This is a genomic window from Olivibacter domesticus (assembly GCF_900109575.1).
In the GTDB taxonomy this organism is placed as follows: domain Bacteria; phylum Bacteroidota; class Bacteroidia; order Sphingobacteriales; family Sphingobacteriaceae; genus Olivibacter; species Olivibacter domesticus.
Genome location: NZ_FOAF01000001.1, coordinates 1213446 through 1233024 on the forward strand (window position 1 = coordinate 1213446; position 19579 = coordinate 1233024).

A 19579-nucleotide genomic window follows, 5' to 3' on the forward strand; every position below is an offset into this window, starting at 1 on the left:
GACTTTATCATATGGTTTATCTGCCAACAAATTTCGATGTCTACATGTAGCGGCAACGCGCAACAGAAAAGGCCGTAAATAACATATAAATTTGTAGTATTACACGTAAGGGGGAAATTGACCGTTTCCCCCTTTACCGTTTCACTCCATTGTAGAGATCACTTGTCCTCTTTCGCAACGGTAGATATTGCCGATGCGACAATTCCTGCAGTAGCCAGGTAACCGGCTATGCTTATTACCGTTACCGGTAAGGTAATGGGAGCTGCCAGTAGCGCTCCCCCTATTGCTCCTAAAGTTAAACCTATTGTTCTTATTTTTTTGAAGAACTTTGGTGTGGGAGACTTTATTCTATCAGTTATTTCAGTTTTCATAATTTTTGATTTAAGTATCAAGACATAAGTATTAAGACATAAGGCTTCATATATCAGATATAAGCATCAATGTATCAATTGTAATAACTAATTTAACTAAACTAAATATTTACATTTTTCGCTCTAAAAATTCCATCCGCTGTCGTAGCAGATTGTAATTCGATTTCAACTCAGCTTTCATCAAGCGAATACTCGCTTTCATGAAGCTCATATCGTTCTCCATCTTCTTAAAGTTTCCATGTAACTGTTTTAGGAAATAAGCTATAATAGAGAGTAGTATACTGATTACTGTACCTAGTAATGTTATTAATTCTGGTGTTTTCATTGTTTTTTAATTAAAAATGTTTATTAACTTTTCGCTTGATCGAAAAGTTACAAAAGATCAAGGCTCCATGGACTTCGCTAAAGATTCAGGTCTTACCCACAATCCTGTGCAGCCGCGCCTACGCACATCCTCACCCTTCGCTTCCTCACATGATTTTTGGCCCATAGCTATCCTGAATCTTCTTTACGCTCATCCGCCAGTGGGCGGACAAGTTCCTTATGAGGCCGGTCGTACTAGCGTGCCGTAGCTGACTATTGCATTACCGTTAATATTTCCGTCACTGCGAGGCATCGGTATGTGTGAGCCGTGGCAGTCTCTCTCGCAACTCATAACGGGCAACTCACAAATATTAAATGAGGTCGTTCCTGCTAGTGTGCTGAAGCTTTAAATGAAATCGTCATGTCCGGAATGAAATGGAGTGGAGAGATCTCAAACAGACCCTTCGACTCCGCTCAGGGTGACGTTATTTAGCAATGCAACATGCTACTCAACTATTTTCCTACTTAACGATTCCACAACTCAACAATTTAACGTCTCAACCATTAACCTCCTCCCTTCTTCAGCGGCTTGTACTAGTAAAGGATAAACCCTTTTATAGGCATCAGCCGAATGGAGCACACGGTAATCTCCATTCACCAGTTGATAGTAACTCCCAGTGAGAAGACAACCTCTTGTATCCGTATGGTAATTACCGATATGAAAGAATACCAATGTAAATTCTGGTATTCCTTTTATCTCTACCATCCCTTTATGAATAGAAGCATATCTAACTGAATATTTGCTATTCATACCAGCTGTTTTATTTAAAACAAGAGGATAGTTGCCCGCTGGGATAGCGGTTTCTCCGGGAATTTTCTGTTCCCTTATTTTATCTTCCAAGATGTAACATTGAAAGAGGTCGTTAATATATAACTGACCGAGTGTAGTATGTGCGCCTTCGGCGATTCTTAATAGTTTTATCATTTTCTTATTTATTTTCTTAACTATTTTGTTCCACTTTTGGCTTGACCCAAAAGTTAGCAAAAGGTCAAGGCTACATGGTCTTCGCTAAAGATTCAGGTCTCACGCGCAATCATGTGGAGCCGCTCCTACGCACATCCTCACCCTTCGCTTCCTCACATGATTTTCAGGCCATAGTTATCCTGAATCTTTTTAACGCTCATCCGCCAGTGGGCGGACAAGTTCCTTATGAGGCCAGTCCTCCAAGCGTGCCGTAACTGACTATTGCATTACCGTTAATATTTCCGTCACTCGCAACTCATAACGGGCAACTCACAAATATTAAATGAGGCCAGTCCTGCAAGCGTGCCGTAGTCTTAGCTATCGTTTACTAGTTCACTGGCCTCTAATAACCAATAACTGACAACAAGTAACTAAAGGAACGTGCCGTAGTTTACATATCCGTTTTCGTTAAAAGTTTCCTGGGCACAAGGCCCAGAGAACTTTTGATTGTTACGGGTTGGTGTCTTCTCCATAACTTTTCACCTCGGAGTAGGTATTGCCGGGCGTGTCGGTCATGGTCACTTTGATGATACTATTCGTATAGTCGGTATTATCAACCGTAGCTGTGTAGTACCATTCGATGCCCTGGGTATCGACGTTCTCTGCATAGCCTGCCTCGATAATCGCTCCTTCTTCATCTTGAATCTCGACCATCACTTCTTTTACCATCAATACGTCTTTTATTAAAATGGATACTAGATCGCCTATCACTCCATTATAAGCCCTATCGTCTAAACGTCTAATGGTTGGTGCGGTGTAGAAATCTTTAAAGGCTACATTATAGGCTGTTTGATTGATGTTTGCCTTCGCTTGGTAAGCTGCCTTTAACTCCGGATTCTCAATGGCCTTACGTGCGTAAAGCGATGCATCTAAGAAACGGTTCTGCACTCTTAACTGGTCGGGTGAATAGATACGCTCGGCACCGTTTCTCGGTCTACGGGCGATGATTGTTTTGTCGCCACGCTGACGGAATACCAACATCTTTCCTACTGTTCCGCTTGCTCCCTGCATTACTACATTGTCTCTCGATTTTGCCATGATCTTAATAATTTTTAATTGTTAAAAAATCTGTTCATGTAAGCTTTTCCGGGTACCCATTCGTCTGACTTACAAGGGCAAAGGTTAATAAAATATTTTATAAATTATTGATTTTCAGCTTGTTGAAATGATTTTAGAAGATTTATGAAGGATTATGAAGAATATTGATTTTTTTATGTGCTTTTTCTTACAGATTTTTCTTGTCCTTTATGCTTGAAAATTTTCTCATCCTTTTTCTTGAAAAAAAGGATCAAACCGAGAAGCTCTGCTTCGAGCTCATGAACACCTTTGAAACAAACAAATGGTGAATAAATTCAAGACTTCATAATCTTCGCTAAAGATTTTTATTGTTCTTTATGCTTGAACATAAAGAACCAAACATTCAAGGCTTCATGGTCATCGCTAAAGATTCAGGTCTTACGCGCAATCCTGTGCAGCCGCTCCTACGCACATTCCTACCCTTCGCTTCCTCACAGGATTTTCAGGCCATAGCTATCCTGAATCTTCTTTACGCTCTTTCCATGAGGCCTGTCCCGCATTCGTGCCGTAGTTTTATTTGGCGGTTTACTAGTGCGCCCGCCTCTCACAACTGGCAATTCACAACCATTAAATGAAGCCGGTCCTGCATGCGTGCCGTTACTGACTATTGCATTGGCGTTAATATTGGTATCACGCACAACTCATAACTACAACTCATAACTTAATGTTGCCTTGTCTCCTAATAACCAATAACGGGTAACGAATAACTAATAACCAATAACGAATAACTATAATATAGACAGGGCTTAGGCAGTACTGAAGCAGGGTCCTTATAGGGTCAGTGCAGGAAGATTGTATAGTGGTTCTATAGTGAAGCTAGCAAGAAGCTATAGTCATCCTAGCAAGAAGCTATAGCGGGGCTAGGCTCATTATAGGCTGCAACGACCGTGTGCGTTGCAGCCTTTTTGTTAGCGATCGCGCAGTGTATTGCGGATGGCTTCTATTACTTCATTTTCGAGATATATGTCTTTGCCGTCGAGATCATATACTTTAAGTATCTTTTTCTTTTTGAGATGGTAAAGCTTGGTATCTCCTATTTTAAGCATGATTTTTATATCGGCATTATCCAGCACCTTTACGGAGGCCTGCGCGCATTGCGCGCAGCTATTTGGTGCATTATTCTGCACGAGGATTGCTTTTAACAAATCGTGAATGTTTATTAATGTTTTAAGAATAAGTTTGCCTATAAGGTTGAATTGCTTCATGTTCTGCGGTGTTTAAAACCATCTGCAGGTTAAGCCCGATAAACGACAATGAGGCAAACACCACCCAACAAATCTACATACCTCTAAAGCATATTATCCCGATGGAGATGGAAGGTTAATAATTTAGTTAAGCCCTAAAATACGTATTAAATGTGATTTGGACAGTAAATTTCAAACAAATTAGCCTGTATAATGCTTTATATTGTTGATTTTTACAATGGAAACAAAGGTATTACCCCGCAATTCGCTCGTAAGCCTACCATCTTCCCGATAATATTCATGCAGGCGTTCCTGCAGATTTTTCAATCCCTTTTTGGTACTATCATTTGCGGTGTTAGTGGCAATTTTGTTCGTTGTTTGAATCACTAAACAACCTTCATGATAATCGATCGTTAACAGTGCCGGCTGCTCTTCGTTACGGAAATCACCATATTTAAAGATATTTTCTACCAGTAAAAGAACAGCCATTGGCAGGATGCGCAGCGTGCCCAGATTGCTGGAAATTTTGACATTAAAAAAGCAAGCATCCCCGTAGCGGAATTTATTGATCGCTATTAAAAGCTCGCAGTTTTCTATCTCCTCAGACAGCGAGATCGTCTTACCCGCTGTATGCACATAGTAGCGCACCAACCTGATCGCCTGGCTCATGACCGTACGACTCCTCTTTTCATCTATTAACCCCCTGATAGAAGTTAACAGATTAAAAAGTAAATGCGGATTCAGTTCGGCCCGCCATAGCTCGCGTTTCAGTGTGCTCGTCATCTTGTGTTGCAATCTACCTTCTTTAAGACTTTTCAGTGCCAGGTTAAATAACCTAATCAGCACATAATACACGATGCTAAAAGGGATGTAATTCATAAAAGGAGCAAGCACCCCTTTTAGATTAACTATTTCCACCGATAACGATTCATTTGGCGTATATGAGAATTCCAGCGCATTTGAAGCCATACTTACCCATATTATAAGCCCACATACCACCAAAAATTCGAGCAGCAGTGCTAAAGGCATTTTCCAGATGACATGCCAGTTCCATCTCTTGGTTACTAAGGGGAGTACCAGGCAAACAGATGCATAAAACATCAATATGGTATAGCCATAATGAAACAGGATGCTCGATAAGACATCCATCTCCTCCACAATGAAGTAACTTGCAAGGCTGAGCTCCACAAAAATGCGGAGCTCCCATACGGCAACATGCGTCCAGCCATTTTTCATCATATGGATTACGAATGTTATCCAATAGATCAGCTGATTACGGTTTAAGGTTTTTATAGGTTGGTCAATTAATGGCATTTCAAAAAAATTAATGAATCATTCCTGAAGAAAATTAGCAGGCTAAGGCAGTAAAAGCTTGTTACGGAACACATTACTATACCTATAAGTCAAACTGGCTGTCTGGCCAGTTTTTAGGTATACGGTTTGATCATGAATTCTCTCCACATAGCTTTTTGCAACTAACTGAAAGCGGTTTACCTGCGCAAAAAGATCGGGATAGGTTCTAAGTATACTGGCCAGTGAGCTTTTTACCGTAAATATTTCATCCACATTATGCACTAAGGTAAACTGTACGTAATTTTCAATCACCGTTATCAGCGACACTTCCTCTAAAAGAATAGGCATCTTCGCGTGCTTTCCGTTGATGGGCTTCATGGTCTGCGCCCACATTTTTCGCGGTAAAATTTCTTCTCTTATAGGTGCGCTCGCACGGATTTCAATAAAACGATTGATGTGCTTCCTTATATCTTCTTCCATAGCAGGTTTATGCATGTAAGCATCACATAATTTCCCAAAAGCTTCCAATGTATGCTGTGGATGGGCTGTTAAAAAGATAAAATAATCACATAAGCTCCGGCAGAGTTCGAGCGTTTTCATTCCTGAGAGGTTTGGCATTTCAATATCACAGAATATCACTTCGATTTTACGGTAATCGACAAGAAAATCGATCGCCTCCTCAGCATCGGTAAAGGTTCTGATTACCTGAAAAGTTTTAATAGGTGCCACTTCTTTTAGAAAATCCTGAAGCGCTAATGGCTCATCATCAATAGCAATTGCTTCCAACATAGATTATACTGGTTTAGATTCAAAAAAATCCGATAAGCAATTTTAGCATTTAGGGGGTTCACGCAAACTTAACAAAAACAGGCCTTAAACCCAAATCTAAGGCCTGTTTTTATCAATGCTCAAGCTATTCAGCTTTTTAGTCACCCAAAACATAGCCTTCGTCACCCAAAAAAGCTGTTCATCACTTTTTGCTGGATTTCGGGCCTAAATAAGTACAAATTGGGGCTGTAAACCAATAAATTACATTATTATGCGAACATTATTTGCCACCGCCTTTTTTATAGCCCTGTTCTTTTTCGGTCTCTTCTTACCCTCTAGCGCTGTACTGCCCAGCCTCGTGGAAACTCAGATAACAGAAGCGGACTTCGAATTTGAATACGAATCTGCCCAAAGCGTCTTTAAACATTTTCTGTATATAAAAGATACGCCAAGCGAACCCCTTAATAAATCCATGTTTGATGCCGTGCTAGCCAACTACGATCAATAACCATCTGCGCCGGCCTGCACGCAGGCCGGCCAACACAGAACCTATTATGCCTAAACGTTTCTTCCTGGTAATTGCCATTAGCTTCCATTTGCTATGTATCATCCTTTTTAATGCCCTCAGCCTTCTTCAAAGCTTTGCACTGCTGCATCCCAAGCATGATTATAAGGCACTGCATTGGGTGCAGGAAAACATCCATGCTTTCGTAAACCTACCCACGATTAAACTATATAGTACCTATAGCGGCACGGAGACCCTCTTCGGTTTCTTTGCTCCCCGCGTGGGCAGCCAATACATCACCCAGTTTAAATTATACGATAAAACAGGAAAATTAATCAGTACCCAGAACGGGCCGACCCTTCGAAGCCAGCCCGGTGTACTGCGCTATGCGCGGTTATTGGACTCTTTTGAGCCATTGGTTGATCCATCGAACAGTAAAGACAGTACGCGTTATGATGTGCGCTATGCACGGGCTATCTTATACAACCTGAGCATGCACATCGGGCATAGCCAACCGCAGGCAACGAAAGTTGTCAGCCGTATATTTCTGCATCATTCAAGGCAGCCGCAACACCCGCGGGATACCACAGCAAGCAGCTATCGGTTGGTATACCAGCAGCAATACGCGCTATAATTTCTATTAATCATCATATTAACGACACCATGGACATACCAGTTTTGGGCTACTTCCGTGTTGGAACAGCCTGCCTGCTAATACTTCCTGTTCTCAGCCTGGAAACTGATTTTCTTTTACTCTACACACCGGACGGATTGGTGGACGCGCCTTTGCTCGCGCTGAAGCATGTCTCGCCAACGTTCACGCTGGCCCAATTAATCCAATGGGTTAGCCAACATGGTGACTTAAGCGAGGTCTGGGCTTTCAGGTTGCTATATATGCTTTATATAAATCTTTGTGTGCTGTTGGTACTCGGCATGCATACCAAGTTTGCCGCCCTACTTCTATTATTTCTTCACATCAGCATCTTTACAGCGCTGCCACAATACAGTTATGGCGCCGATTATTTTTGCAATATCCTGCTTTTTTATTGTTTGGTATTCCCAACACAGCGCAGTAGTAGCATAGACCAATGGATGCTTCGTTCACCGCGTGTTTCCAACCGTCAAACAAACACATGCCTGGGCATTTTAAGGCTCCACCTATGCCTTGTATATTTTTTCAGCGGACTGGATAAAGCGTTGGGGAATGACTGGTGGAACGGGCAAGCACTCTGGAAGGCCCTGCATCTTCCCTATTTCCATACCCAGCATTTGTTGCAGGCCCTTCTCCCCTATTTTCCGAACTGGCTTTTTACAGTTGGTGGGCTGGCAGTTGTATTGCTAGAGCTCAGCTACCCACTTGCCCTATTTATGCCAAGGGTACGGAATGCCATACTATACAGCATTATCGTGCTGCATCTTTTAATTGCCTTAACAATGGGGTTATACCTTTTCTCCCTTGTGATGATTTTTTTAAACATCATCAGCTGGCTGATCGGAGGCCCATCCCAAAAATATTCCACCTGTTTATTAACCCATTACCTAAAGCGGTTGGCACGGCCCAAGCCCCCGAAGCCAACGGACGGAAGTAAACCAAATAGAAAGGAGGAACAGTTATGAGCTATCTAACTGGATTCACATGAATCAAGAACCAACCAACTACCATCAAACAAACCGAACACATTATGGAATCACAGATACAACTTGAATTTCCGCAAGCGCTTGGCGATATAGCGCGAAGTCATACGTTACCGCAATCGGCTACCTACCGTTTAAACTATGCACATTGTAATTATTGGCAGCACAGCGCCTTCACAGTGGTAGAACAATATTACCAAACCAAGGATATTTTTCTATATCTCGGCGAAGTCAAAACCGATATTGACCTATCCATTACCCTACATTGCAACGCTTCCAATCTGTATTGGGTTTATCAATTGGAAGATGAATACCTCTTGGTAGTAAACCATGAAAAGAGAAAAGCACAGTTAAAAACAAAGGAAAAAAGTTATCGCGCGGTTTATGTACCCGTTGGCGATCATAACAGCTATTTTGAGAAAGATGGTCGTTATTTAGTATTTTACTTTGTGGTGGATAAAGACTTGCTATTACGTTTTCAGGATACATCCTTACGTTTTATCAAAGACCTACTGAATAGACTAAAGAAAGAACACCCAGAGTTTGCATTTAGCTTAAGGTTACCCATTGACGCACATACTATACGCCATTTAAACAAATTATTACATATCCAAAAACTAGATGCATTAGAACTGGAAGGAGAAATTCCGCAGGTCATTATCCGGCTCATTGTTATTGCCCGTACGGCTTTTTACCGGCGGCAGCAACATATCCGGCTGGCTGTTGAACGATTAGCAGAGATCAGACAATATATCAAAGACAGTATTGAGGTAGGTAATATCTACACTATTTCCTACATCGCCTATCAATTTGATATTAGTCCTTACCGACTCCGTTATTCACATAAACAGGCCTATGAACATAGCTTGCAAGCGTATATCACCGATTTAAGGCTAAAGGAAGTTCACCATCTAATCAAAGAAGAAGGGTTTAGACCTCTTCAAGCGGCTTATGCCATGGGTTATACGGAAATGAGAAGCTTCCGGAAACAGTTTATCAAACATTTCGGTATCACACCGAATGATCTTTTTAAAAGTTTATAAACAATTGTATCATTAAAATTATGAAAGAACCTAAATTTCTGCATAAGCATTTAAACGCCGCTATCCATTTTCAGGGACAGTTGCCTGGACAAATCCAGCGCTATTGGAAGGGGCAACAGCTGCCCTGGCAAAATGTTGTTCCTACAGTAAGCCACTATTACATCTATCTTAGAGATCATCTGAAAAACAGGTACCTAGCCGAAATAGTGTTGAATAACGACGGAACACCAATACCGAGCCATTGCCAACTCGCAAACTATCTTTTTGAGCATCTCCTCACAAAAGAACAAGTGCCTGAGACATTAACGACCGAAATACATCTTGCCAACCATCGTTTCGCGAACCAACTAGGGCTAGGGAATACACTTAACTGGAACACGATAGAAAATCTATTACTGTATTTACAATCCGAGTATCACGGCTCTACATCCTTGAAAAACATTGTATGCATTATTCCTTACAAATTAGCTCCTTTCAACACTTTACGTAACTACCTTAACTCCCCATTTTTCTTTGATATTGCCGGTATTATATCAAAAAAAATATTTAGCCAAGCGCTATTTCAATATGGGAGTAACAGTAAGCGCTACATTGAACACGTCTATCCTCTGCCTCCATATTGGCCTGGTTTAGGTGGCTATCATCTTCCTATGACTACTAATAGCGTCTGCCAAAGCATCAGTTTTCCGTGCCCAGAAAGCCGTCTGGAATATTTGATTGTAACCGATAAAGTTGAAAAAACAACTCAACTAAAACAAATCATTGCCAATCAATTCATTCAAGACAATCTTTCTTTCATCGCCCGATGTAAGAGCTACCTGCCTCCAAAAAAAACAATTATTCCATTTATTAGCAATGAACCTAGAGGGATCATTGTGGCCAGCAAACAAAAAGGACTGGCTCAGTTTTATTATAAAAATTTCTGTACATTGAATATTCAAGATGGCAATGGCTGTTTAACTGGTTACCTAAAAGATAGCGTTAATGGTTACCGATCATCATTACATTGGTCAAATATTGCTGCTCCCATGTTCAAAAACTTTCAACAATTCAAAAAAGATTGGTGGATCCATCCCTTATTAGACTGTGGCTTTTATCCCTTTTTGAATAAGCGTAAAACCAAGAATAAAAAAGCAAGAAAAAGCTTAACGGCACAGATCCAGCAATTATTAAATCAAAGATTAACCATTTCGAGCACTACCAAAGCTATTGCGCTATGCCTTAAGACCATCGTTAATATAGAAGCAGTTCTTACAGACCGAGGATTAATTGAACAAGAAGTTGACCACGTAAATCAAAGCCGCGCATATGTACGAGACCAAATTGTAAAAGAAAAGCTTACCATCCAAAAGGAAATCGACCAATTAGAACAGGAGCGCGATTTACTTGGATGCGCAGAACACTCATGGCTCCGTGACTTATTTCACAAGTTTAATAGCCGTTACGACCATCAACAAAAGCAGGCGATAGAAAAACAGATAGCAACTTTACGGCTTATTAAAGCATATATACCTAAAACACCCTATGTCAAACCAACCTATCTGACAAGCCCGCACTACTACAAAAATCACCATTTACGAAAAGATCTTATTATCTTAAAGATGCAATACAATGATAGCCGTGACAATTTAATTCGCGCTTATCAAAAGGATTATCCTGAGCTAAGCACACTACCCCAAACCCTTTTTGATAAAGACACCTTTACTCAAGCGAAATCCATTTGTACCGCCTTCCAACAAAAAATATCCAGTGAATACTTTGCCGCACACCTTCGCTTCAGAAACGATCTCATTTCCTATTACCGACGCGAGTTCCTACATCCCTTATCACATTTCATGTCTATGTTGAGCGGCAAAATCCTTGTAGACGAAGCTGAAGCCAGACGTTTATGGCATATCTTCTCCTTTTGCACCCCGGTTATCTGTATCCCCTTGGAAGCCATTCCGCAGTTTTTATTTCATGCGCCCGTTAAAACTTTTCGAACGGCTATCTTCGATCGAAAGGAGGACGTCATTCCTTATCAACTAGACAGTTTATTATTTAGCTGTGATAGCGCCATTTTAATTACATCCGAAAAATAACCAAAAAGCAACACTTATACCCCCTTTTTGTATTCATTTATACCCCCTTCAGACAAAAAAAGCTAACTAATTTTGCTTTCATAGAAGCCGTGATAGCGATAAAAGCGCTGTTTCGTTACTGCGCTTTTGCACACATGCATGAGCTAAGAGGGTGATAAAACAGGTAGCCCGCTTGTTAAAAAGGAAGGACAAAAATCCGATGATCAAAAAAACGTTTAAAAGCATTAAGGAACTAATAGCCAAGATCAATTGGAAGAGAATTGTATACTTTATAATCGCTACCAGTTTAGCCCTATTATGGACCTATGCTGTCATCAGTAAATGGGGCGATCATGAAGTTTTTGAAGCCCAGTTAGCCCGACAACCGATACCTTCAAACAGCATTGGTATCGTCTTCTGGCTTTTGCCGGGCGTGGAGCTAGTTTGCGCCTTTTTGATAGCAGGCAATAGTACCCGGCAAGTAGGGCTATATCTCTCTCTGGCTTTTTTAGTTTTTTTCACCGTCTATGTGGCCTTAGCGCTGAGTGGTATGATCTGGGAAAAACGTCCTTGTGCGTGCGGCGGATTATTTGCCAAAATGAGTTGGAAGAGTCATTTAATCTTTAATACCGCTTGTACGGTACTGAATTTCATTGCCATAAAACTCCACAGGAAATTAAAAACCACGCAAGGAAAGCGGGGAGAACTTTCCGAGCGGGCTGGCCGGCCAAAAGGCATCATAACAAATCAAATTTTAAACTAAAGTTTTTAGGGCTTTTTGATCTATAAAAACCCACAACAACATGTTTTTAAACTTTATAAAAAAACAGTTTATGTTAGTAGCTATGCTAGGCTTAGCTATTACTTTTTTTGCATTTAAAACAGAGAAAAAAAGGTTAGCAAATGATCACTGGTTTGAAGTGGTAAACAATCAAATCACCAGTACCTATCTACCGGATGGTCCGGGTGCACAATGTCAGGAAGACGATACTGATCTCGAAATGTGTGCCGCAAGACTTTTGGATAGTCAAGTAGATGATCCAAATGCTTCGATTCCAACTCCTACTATTACCAATCCCTCTTTAACGCCCGAACAAAAATATAGCGAACCCGAATAGTAGAACAGAATAACAGAAGAAGAGAGGGATATTTCCTCTCTTTTTCATCGCTCATTTTGCTCAATTCCATTAATTGCAATAATGTTGGGTGGTATGGGAAGCACGTAGCTATTTTCATTTGGTAATAGTTCATACTGCACACCATTCAATTCCCTTTTTAACGTAACTTTAAATGCAGTTTCTTTATTTAATCTTCTCAAATCTGTCCACCTCAATCCCCTAAACACCAATTCCTTTCTACGTTCAGCTATAATGTTATACAATAGCTGCTCTTGGTTAAGCGTGCCCAAAGACAAATCTGTTCCTTTTGCATATCTGTTTTCCAGGAGTGTTGTCATTAGCTCTATTGCATTCCCCGTCATTCCCAAGCGTGCGTAGCATTCCGCCAGTATCAAATAAACCTCGTCAGATGCAAGACCCGTAAAAAGCTCTCTTGTACCATCATAAGAACCTTTGTACCTGTTTTCCCCATCATAATAGAAGAAAATCTTTTTTCGTAGATCATCCGCTTGATAAGAATCAAAAAGTACTGAGTCCACAATCAGTCTATTCTCTCTTAAAATTAATGCACCAAGCATAGAACTATGAAAAATCACCTCATCATTAAATTGCGGTACAGGATAATTCGCTGTAGCGTCCAAATCATTAAAATTCATCAGCTTGTCTGCCAATGTGATGGATGCAGCAGCATGCTCGGCAGCGTTAGCATAATTGCCCATTAACAAGTGCAGGCGAGCCAAAAAAGCATGGGCCGCTGCTTTGGATGGGCGGGTTTTCGGATTACTAACTGTTGGCAAAAGATCAATCGCTTCACTTAAATCGTTTAACATTTGTTCATAAGTTTCCTTGACGGTTGCCCTAAAAACTTTTTCGTTAATATCACTTTCCCTCTTTAAAGGTATACCTAAATCAGTATTAGCTGTAGTAGAGTCGTATGGTTTACAAAATAGCTGTGACAGCTGGTAGAAGGCCCACGAACGATAAAATAAGGCACTTCCCTTGATATTGTTCCAGTCTTTTGCATTATTGCTGTTCCTTTCTATTTTATCCAGGCCTTCCAATGCCAGATTAGCTAGGAATACCTGCTCGTAGCGCCAGTCCCAATCACTGCTCGAATTATTTTGATAAACAAAATCTTTCGCCCAAACGTAGGCAGATTTCATTGTTAAGCTAGACAAACTTTGATACCGATCTGCCCTTACATAATAATCATCAGCGCTAATCTCTGTTAAATACGGCATGAGAATATTCATACGTTCTGTATTATCCAATAAAGACTGCAGGTCTTTCAGGTTGGTTGGTACTACCAGTTTCTTGTCAGATTTAATATCCAGAAAATCCTTTTGGCATCCGAATAAGATGGATATGGCCAATAGCATCGTTAATTTTATTATCTTCATTGTCTTTCAATTAAAGGGTAATATTTACGCCCAGCGAGAAGGTTTTAGTAAGCGGATAAGGTGCGGTTTGAAAATCCGGATCTAGACGGTTTTTGTTAGCTCGCCATAGAATACCAAGATTACGTGCATAGCAGTAAAATGAAAGGCCACTTATCGGAAGGCCCAATTTTTTCGGGTTGGCCAGCGTATAGCTAAGGTTCAGGTCTTGTAGACGAATATGATCACCCTTTTCTATCAATACTTCCGAACGGGTATAGACCAGATCTCTGTTTACATCAGCTGTTTCCGGTAAAGAAGGTACATCGGTAACCAGTTCATCACCGGGGCGCTGCCAGCGTCCATAGAAATCTAGGTGTCCAATTGATTGGTTGAACAATGCATCATAAGAAATAGAATTACGCCTAAAATAATAACCGGCCTTCCAGGTCAATGTTGCACTAAGAGAAAAACCTTTCCATCCAAAAGTATTTCTTAAGGAGCCAAATAGCGTAGGCATTGCCGGTCCGTGATAAACCAAATCATCCATGCCAACCTGTTGGATGTAGGCATTGTAATCTTTAGATATATTTCCGTTAAGCATCACCAAGGGATCTCCTGTTTCAGCGTCAAGACCTAACCAGGGGTAGCTATAAACTCTGTAAAGCGGCAATCCTTCCATTGGCCGCGGAATAGATGATGCAGTAAAGAGATCTACAGGTGTTATATCCTCCGCATTATAGTTAATCACTTTATCCTTTACCAATGAGAGCAGCAAAGTGCTTTGCCAGCTAAATGTACCCTGAATGTTGGAAGTATTTACCTCAAGGTCAAGACCTCTTGTCTGCATATCTGCATAATTTACGCGGTAGACTCCCGTAAAGCCAACCGTGGGGTCCAGCGGGATATCACCAAGTAAATCCGTAGCCCTTTTGTTATAAAATTCTACCGATCCCCGGACACGATTATTCCAAAGGGCATAATCAAGTCCGGCATTCCAAACACCAACCTTTTCCCACCTGAGTTGTAGATTTCCAGGGCTTTGTATCAATGCTCTTCTCAAGCCGGTAAGGTTATCGTTTAAATAAGCTGCTGTTACATACGCTGTTGAGGATTTATCAACATTACCGTTAAAACCGTACGTTAATCGTAGCTTCAACAGCGATATCCAATCAGCCTGAAAAAGAGGTTCTTGGTTCAGTGTCCAGCTACCACCTAGAGACCATAGCGGCACACCGCGCTGATTTACCTTCACGCCAAATAAATTAGAAGCATCCCATCTTACACTTCCTGTTAGCGCATAGGTAGATCGGTAACTATAAGACGCATTTGCATAGTAAGACACGTATCGATCTAGTAAATCCTGCAATGAAGAAGAAGGTGCCGGTAAGCGGCTCGTTCCATTTGGCCGTTGTGGGTAAAGCCGGGTATAGTCGAACATATTCTGGTAAGTCAGCACTTCCGGGTCATATCCCAGAAGCTGAAAGCTCTGCCCTGTTACATTAACCTGTCTCATTTCCATCCCTGCCAATGCCGTTAGCTCGTGCTGCAAACCCAACTGTTTATTGAAATTTAGCTGTGCTCTGCCCACATGCGCAATCTGTTTGCTGTAGGACTGATTTAGCACCGCCCCTTCGGGAAACACGCTTGTGCCATCAGCTTGTGTAAAGCGATTCACCAGATCGCGTACATAGTAGCTATCTGCGCTGCGCAGATTATATGCATCTCCGTTGATACGCTGATATTGGTATTTCAGATCCAGGTTTAGAAAAGGTTTAATATCATACCTAACCGCAGTATTAATAAGGATTTCATCAGAACCCCGCTTTTGGTTGTTTAAGGCCAATTCCTGTAATGGCCTATAATCCCAATTTAATAATCCTTCCTGTTCGGCATTTTCTACAAAGCCTAAGCGGTAACGATCAATAATCGCAAGGGGATTTCCCTGCGTATCCGCAAATTGTGCATAAGGGTATATATGCCTACCACCAGGGCGAATATCATTTAGGCGCATACCATTGGCGTTAGTGCTACTCTTTATAAAATATAGCCCTGTGGAAACTGTTAGGTTTGCTATGGGAGTGAAATTGTTCTGAGCATTCAGCGTAATGCGATCATTATCATTTCCCTTAATATCGGCAATATCCCTGTCGTAACCACCCGATAGATAATAGTCAAATTGTTTACCTCCCCCTTTTATATTAAGTGCATACTGCTGCATGAAGCCTTCCCTATAAAAGTGCTTTGTGGCGTCCTTCCTCACATCCAATAACCCCAATTGACTCAGGCTTTCTTTCAACAATTCATCAGAAAGCTCGCCATCTCTCGCCTTAATCATCAATTCAACTGCTGGTGTCAGCGGCATTTGTGCACTGCTATTTTCAGCTGCGTTAAAAAATCCCCTTTCAAAAAGCGCTTGCTCCATTTCTATAAACCCGCTTGAAGAAAGGAAGTTGGGATTATAAAAAAGGTTGGGTTTTTCTGAAAAGGAGACGTTGGTGTTCATGGATATAGAAGCAGGCCTATCTCTCGTTCCCTTTTTAGTGGTGATTACAATAACACCATTAGCCGCCCTCGCTCCCCAGATGGAGGCTGCCGCCGCATCCTTTAAGATGGATACACTGGCGATATCGTTCGGGTTTATACTATAGATGTCGCCATCATAAGGAAAGTTGTCCAAGACGATAAGCGGTTGCGTATTACCATTTATGGTACTTAGCCCTCTGATCTGAATGGATGGCTTATCATCTGCATAAAAACTCCCTCTCCTATCAAAATTTACCCCATTCGTAACGCCCTCCAGTCTACTGATTATATCACTGCTAACCGACCGGTTTAACAAAGCACTATCTATATAAGCAAAAGAGCCCGTACTCCTTTCCTTCGAGATCTGGTAGTAGCCAGTAGACACAGTTACCGCTTCTAGCTCCATCTGCAACTTCTCCAGCTTAAAAAGATTGCCTTCTATTTTCCTTACCGGTATGCGCAAACTTTTATAGCCAATAGAAGAGATCTGTAAGGTGTCTGTATCAGAAAGCTGGAGTGAAAAGCTGCCATCTGCGTTTGTTTTAATAAGTTTTTTCTCTTTTAAACTGTAGATGGTAACATCCGGTATTGGTTTGTTTTCCGTATCAGTTACAAGCCCTTTAATTGTTTGCTGCCCCCAAACAGCACATACCTGCAAAAGAAAAAACAGAAAGATATTGAATTTAACTTTCATGGTTGTTGGTTTAGATTGATTTTATGTTTTTAATTACGAGAACGGTCATGCTACGCATTTCTTCTTCCAGATAGAGCCCCAACGTTTGCAGTTCCATTTTTACAGCGGTTAGATCTTTAAGTCGTGATTTTAGTTTGATATCTATCGATACATCATCTGGAATACCACTAATGATAGGTAAGGGCTGTTGCCAATTTGCAGAATTGATGCTTTCTATCAATGTGCTAAGCGGCTTATTAACTAAATTATAATGGCCGTTATTATAAGTCAATGAAGGTTTACCACCTTTTGAAATCAAAGAGGAGATGTCTTTTTTTATCTTCAGTATGAAGCATTTTACCATCCGTTCCTCTACCCTAGCTTCTATTCCCATGAGTAGGCCAAGCATATTATTTAAGTCGCCACGCATTAAATACTGCATTTTACTTCGTTCCATGCCCTTTTCGAACTCCAACGTGTAGCAGTAGGTATTGCTCTTCAACGAAGCAAGCGCCAGGCTGTCTTCTGTATAGTTGCCTGTAAGCTCCATCTTGTATGGCTGAACTTTGGACTTAGTAAGTTCGTCGGTTTCAATGAACACCCTATTTTTCCTACCATAAAAAGGTATCTCTTCTGCATAAGCCTCGACAAACAAATAGGTGACCGGCACGTTGTATACGGCGAGTTTATTACTATCTACGAGCATACCACTCTTATGCAAAGACGAGCGATAGGTTAACTTCGATTGATAAATACCTTTGTCCTCTACCTTGTTCTCTGTAACCGCAATCCCATCTTTTTTTTGCAGCAGCCTCACTTCCCCTTCCGTCAAGATCGTATTGATATTTTCGGCTGTTGCGCTGCTGGCCCTAGTAATATTCATTACTCTGCCTTCTTTTATCCATATTTGGTGCGGAATAGTTCGATGTGGAAACCATTTATCTAGCACTGTACCTTTAATTATAGAAGGCAGTTGAATGGACTTCTGACTGAGAAAAGGCAGTACTTTACTTTCGTTTTCCAGGCTAGAGGGCAAGACCATCAGCTTGTTCGGAAACATATGCTGTAAGCTATCCAACTTCGGCATAGAGGCTACACAGGGCCCGCACCATGTAGCCCAAAAATCAAGGATAATGAGTTTGTTTCTATAATCATTGAGGCTTACGGTAGTGCTTCCCTCCTGCCCCGATTTTATCATTTGTAATGGTAGGTTCCATAACGCAGACGGAATGCTATCCCCTATTTGCAATGGTTTAATAGAATCTGTAGATAAAGCCACGCCTGCGGCAGCAGGGTTGCCTAGACCCCGCTGCCCGGCGTGAGCCAAACAAACACAGAACAAGATTTTTATAGTAGCAAGAGACAAGACATAAGACGCAAGACTTTTACCCCTCGTCATCTCGCCCTTGTGGAGAGATCTTTGAACGGGAACTATCGAACGCAAAGCCTCACTCCTGCTTAATTCTTCACTTTTACTATTCGATTCTAATTTTAAAAATTGGACAAAAAGCTCCCTGATGTAGCTTGTAAAAAGCTTCATTTCTGTAATGGTTTAGATTGTTCATGATTTTTGTTAAGTTGAAAAATCTTACAGACAGGGCGCCACTGCCGAAGAAAAAGAAGGCAATAACAACAACTTATTCCGGCGCGGAAATAAGGTTTTTTAGTTGGTTTTTCTTTGTAAAGTTTAGATTCATTTGCTCGTATGGTTAGTACGAGTCTCGCTGGCAAGGGACCTATTGATACATGTGGGCCTGCATGCCGTGGTTGCGAAAAAGTTCTGAAGCCTTACGTAACACGAACTAACAGCAGGCCCACATCTACCATATGCATACAAATATACACATATCAGTGAAGATGTGGGTGTTTTAACTGCTGCCTTGCGTTACGGCTTCAGAAATGCAACCGCAAGACTCTTAATTTAAACACCAAAGAAGATATATATTCTTCTATTAACAAGACAAATATAACCAACACAACATTATAATGCAAATAAAAAATAACATCTGATATGTTAAGTTTTTACGCATTTAGCTGTAATGAAACAAAAAGGAAAAATTACAGCTTTTGCACAGCACATTATTGACACGTTTAGAATTTTATATTACGAAGAAGGAATAACAGGTAGAGCCTTTTCAAATATTATTACTGATAAAGCAAATCCAACCAGAGTCGGCAATATAGAGAGCGAATACACTATTGATAAATATTCTCCTGAACTAATCATCAAAGGTTTAAATTACTTCGGGAAAACAATGCAAGACATATTACCAGATAATCTGTTAGATGATGACACCTTAATTGAAAAGACAAAAGTGCCCATCCTCAAAGGAATGAGTATCAAGGCAGCTTTAAATTCCCTTATTGAGGAAGGTTACTTTAATGAGCCAAAATTGCGATCGGAAATAACAGCTTGTTACAATTCTTTTCTACCCAAAGAGAACCACAAAAGAAACTCCGATATTTCTGCCTCATTGGAAGACCTATACAATGAAGGGAAATTACTTAAAATTCAGGGTGACAAAGGTCAGAATAAAGAAGATAAACTCATCCGTTTCGTCCGAAACACTGATTTTAAAGAAGGCTAAGTCATACAGATTTTATTTCCTAATTTTGGGTTTGC

General features: G+C 40.8%; 18 protein-coding genes. 8 read left to right on the forward strand and 10 right to left on the reverse strand.

Annotated elements, in window-relative coordinates; genetic code table 11:
- Positions 1–158: 158 nt before the first annotated feature.
- The 7 genes from BMY50_RS05125 to BMY50_RS05165 all read right to left on the reverse strand — a co-directional run bounded on the left by BMY50_RS05125 (position 159) and on the right by BMY50_RS05165 (position 6041).
- Positions 159–371, reverse strand: a complete 213-nt coding sequence (locus BMY50_RS05125; RefSeq protein WP_093319545.1) for a hypothetical protein — start codon at positions 369–371, stop codon at positions 159–161.
- A gap of 109 nt (positions 372–480) precedes the next feature.
- Entirely contained in the window at positions 481–696 is a 216-nt protein-coding gene (locus tag BMY50_RS05130) for a hypothetical protein (protein ID WP_093319550.1), read from the reverse strand.
- A gap of 519 nt (positions 697–1215) precedes the next feature.
- Positions 1216–1659, reverse strand: a complete 444-nt coding sequence (locus BMY50_RS05140; RefSeq protein WP_093323610.1) for a DUF5675 family protein — start codon at positions 1657–1659, stop codon at positions 1216–1218.
- 489 nt (positions 1660–2148) lie between these two features.
- Complete coding sequence (locus BMY50_RS05145; protein ID WP_093319558.1) at positions 2149–2736, reverse strand: hypothetical protein; 588 nt, start codon at positions 2734–2736, stop codon at positions 2149–2151.
- A 947-nt stretch (positions 2737–3683) separates the two neighbouring features.
- Positions 3684–3980: a hypothetical protein gene (locus BMY50_RS05155; RefSeq protein WP_093319567.1), complete on the reverse strand. Its 297-nt coding sequence runs from the start codon at positions 3978–3980 to the stop codon at positions 3684–3686.
- A 180-nt stretch (positions 3981–4160) separates the two neighbouring features.
- Positions 4161–5273, reverse strand: coding sequence for a sensor histidine kinase (locus tag BMY50_RS05160; protein ID WP_093319572.1), 1113 nt, complete (start codon positions 5271–5273; stop codon positions 4161–4163).
- A gap of 42 nt (positions 5274–5315) precedes the next feature.
- Positions 5316–6041: a LytR/AlgR family response regulator transcription factor gene (locus BMY50_RS05165; protein WP_093319577.1), complete on the reverse strand. Its 726-nt coding sequence runs from the start codon at positions 6039–6041 to the stop codon at positions 5316–5318.
- Positions 6042–6291: 250 nt separating this feature from the next.
- On the opposite strand from BMY50_RS05165, the gene BMY50_RS05170 reads away from it, so the two are divergent.
- From BMY50_RS05170 to BMY50_RS05200, 7 genes are all read left to right on the forward strand, one after another.
- The gene (locus BMY50_RS05170) at positions 6292–6528 is read left to right on the forward strand and encodes a hypothetical protein (protein WP_093319583.1); all 237 of its coding nucleotides are present in this window, start codon (positions 6292–6294) and stop codon (positions 6526–6528) included.
- Between the two features lie 46 nt (positions 6529–6574).
- Complete coding sequence (locus BMY50_RS05175) at positions 6575–7159, forward strand: hypothetical protein (RefSeq protein ID WP_093319586.1); 585 nt, start codon at positions 6575–6577, stop codon at positions 7157–7159.
- A 29-nt stretch (positions 7160–7188) separates the two neighbouring features.
- Positions 7189–8142: an HTTM domain-containing protein gene (locus BMY50_RS05180; RefSeq protein ID WP_093319590.1), complete on the forward strand. Its 954-nt coding sequence runs from the start codon at positions 7189–7191 to the stop codon at positions 8140–8142.
- 65 nt (positions 8143–8207) lie between these two features.
- Entirely contained in the window at positions 8208–9203 is a 996-nt protein-coding gene (locus tag BMY50_RS05185; RefSeq protein ID WP_093319594.1) for a helix-turn-helix domain-containing protein, read from the forward strand.
- 20 nt (positions 9204–9223) lie between these two features.
- A complete protein-coding gene (locus BMY50_RS05190; protein ID WP_093319599.1) occupies positions 9224–11284 on the forward strand; it encodes a hypothetical protein in 2061 nt (686 codons plus the stop codon).
- A 199-nt stretch (positions 11285–11483) separates the two neighbouring features.
- Positions 11484–12026 carry a MauE/DoxX family redox-associated membrane protein gene (locus tag BMY50_RS05195; protein WP_139202203.1) on the forward strand — a complete coding sequence of 181 codons (543 nt, stop codon included), beginning with the start codon at positions 11484–11486 and terminating at the stop codon, positions 12024–12026.
- A gap of 70 nt (positions 12027–12096) precedes the next feature.
- Positions 12097–12381 carry a hypothetical protein gene (locus BMY50_RS05200; RefSeq protein WP_139202204.1) on the forward strand — a complete coding sequence of 95 codons (285 nt, stop codon included), beginning with the start codon at positions 12097–12099 and terminating at the stop codon, positions 12379–12381.
- Positions 12382–12425: 44 nt separating this feature from the next.
- On the opposite strand, the gene BMY50_RS05205 is transcribed toward BMY50_RS05200, so the two are convergent.
- The 3 genes from BMY50_RS05205 to BMY50_RS05215 are packed head-to-tail and all read right to left on the reverse strand — an operon-like array spanning position 12426 to position 18496.
- A complete protein-coding gene (locus tag BMY50_RS05205; protein ID WP_093319611.1) occupies positions 12426–13781 on the reverse strand; it encodes a RagB/SusD family nutrient uptake outer membrane protein in 1356 nt (451 codons plus the stop codon).
- A gap of 10 nt (positions 13782–13791) precedes the next feature.
- Positions 13792–16977 carry a SusC/RagA family TonB-linked outer membrane protein gene (locus BMY50_RS05210; protein ID WP_093319616.1) on the reverse strand — a complete coding sequence of 1062 codons (3186 nt, stop codon included), beginning with the start codon at positions 16975–16977 and terminating at the stop codon, positions 13792–13794.
- Positions 16978–16987: 10 nt separating this feature from the next.
- Positions 16988–18496 carry a TlpA family protein disulfide reductase gene (locus BMY50_RS05215; protein ID WP_093319620.1) on the reverse strand — a complete coding sequence of 503 codons (1509 nt, stop codon included), beginning with the start codon at positions 18494–18496 and terminating at the stop codon, positions 16988–16990.
- A gap of 499 nt (positions 18497–18995) precedes the next feature.
- On the opposite strand from BMY50_RS05215, the gene BMY50_RS05220 reads away from it, so the two are divergent.
- The gene (locus tag BMY50_RS05220) at positions 18996–19544 is read left to right on the forward strand and encodes a hypothetical protein (protein WP_093319624.1); all 549 of its coding nucleotides are present in this window, start codon (positions 18996–18998) and stop codon (positions 19542–19544) included.
- Positions 19545–19579: the final 35 nt, after the last annotated feature.

Excerpts from the sequence above, each read along its gene's own strand:
- BMY50_RS05185 (WP_093319594.1), top strand. The coding sequence starts at position 8,208 with ATGGAATCACAGATACAACTTGAATTTCCGCAAGCGCTTGGCGATATA.
- BMY50_RS05220 (WP_093319624.1), top strand. The coding sequence starts at position 18,996 with ATGAAACAAAAAGGAAAAATTACAGCTTTTGCACAGCACATTATTGAC.
- BMY50_RS05215 (WP_093319620.1), bottom strand. The coding sequence starts at position 18,496 with ATGAAGCTTTTTACAAGCTACATCAGGGAGCTTTTTGTCCAATTTTTA.
- BMY50_RS05180 (WP_093319590.1), top strand. The coding sequence starts at position 7,189 with ATGGACATACCAGTTTTGGGCTACTTCCGTGTTGGAACAGCCTGCCTG.
- BMY50_RS05195 (WP_139202203.1), top strand. The coding sequence starts at position 11,484 with ATGATCAAAAAAACGTTTAAAAGCATTAAGGAACTAATAGCCAAGATC.
- BMY50_RS05175 (WP_093319586.1), top strand. The coding sequence starts at position 6,575 with ATGCCTAAACGTTTCTTCCTGGTAATTGCCATTAGCTTCCATTTGCTA.
- BMY50_RS05160 (WP_093319572.1), bottom strand. The coding sequence starts at position 5,273 with ATGCCATTAATTGACCAACCTATAAAAACCTTAAACCGTAATCAGCTG.
- BMY50_RS05130 (WP_093319550.1), bottom strand. The coding sequence starts at position 696 with ATGAAAACACCAGAATTAATAACATTACTAGGTACAGTAATCAGTATA.
- BMY50_RS05145 (WP_093319558.1), bottom strand. The coding sequence starts at position 2,736 with ATGGCAAAATCGAGAGACAATGTAGTAATGCAGGGAGCAAGCGGAACA.
- BMY50_RS05210 (WP_093319616.1), bottom strand. The coding sequence starts at position 16,977 with ATGAAAGTTAAATTCAATATCTTTCTGTTTTTTCTTTTGCAGGTATGT.
- BMY50_RS05170 (WP_093319583.1), top strand. The coding sequence starts at position 6,292 with ATGCGAACATTATTTGCCACCGCCTTTTTTATAGCCCTGTTCTTTTTC.
- BMY50_RS05190 (WP_093319599.1), top strand. The coding sequence starts at position 9,224 with ATGAAAGAACCTAAATTTCTGCATAAGCATTTAAACGCCGCTATCCAT.
- BMY50_RS05125 (WP_093319545.1), bottom strand. The coding sequence starts at position 371 with ATGAAAACTGAAATAACTGATAGAATAAAGTCTCCCACACCAAAGTTC.
- BMY50_RS05205 (WP_093319611.1), bottom strand. The coding sequence starts at position 13,781 with ATGAAGATAATAAAATTAACGATGCTATTGGCCATATCCATCTTATTC.
- BMY50_RS05165 (WP_093319577.1), bottom strand. The coding sequence starts at position 6,041 with ATGTTGGAAGCAATTGCTATTGATGATGAGCCATTAGCGCTTCAGGAT.
- BMY50_RS05200 (WP_139202204.1), top strand. The coding sequence starts at position 12,097 with ATGTTAGTAGCTATGCTAGGCTTAGCTATTACTTTTTTTGCATTTAAA.
- BMY50_RS05140 (WP_093323610.1), bottom strand. The coding sequence starts at position 1,659 with ATGATAAAACTATTAAGAATCGCCGAAGGCGCACATACTACACTCGGT.
- BMY50_RS05155 (WP_093319567.1), bottom strand. The coding sequence starts at position 3,980 with ATGAAGCAATTCAACCTTATAGGCAAACTTATTCTTAAAACATTAATA.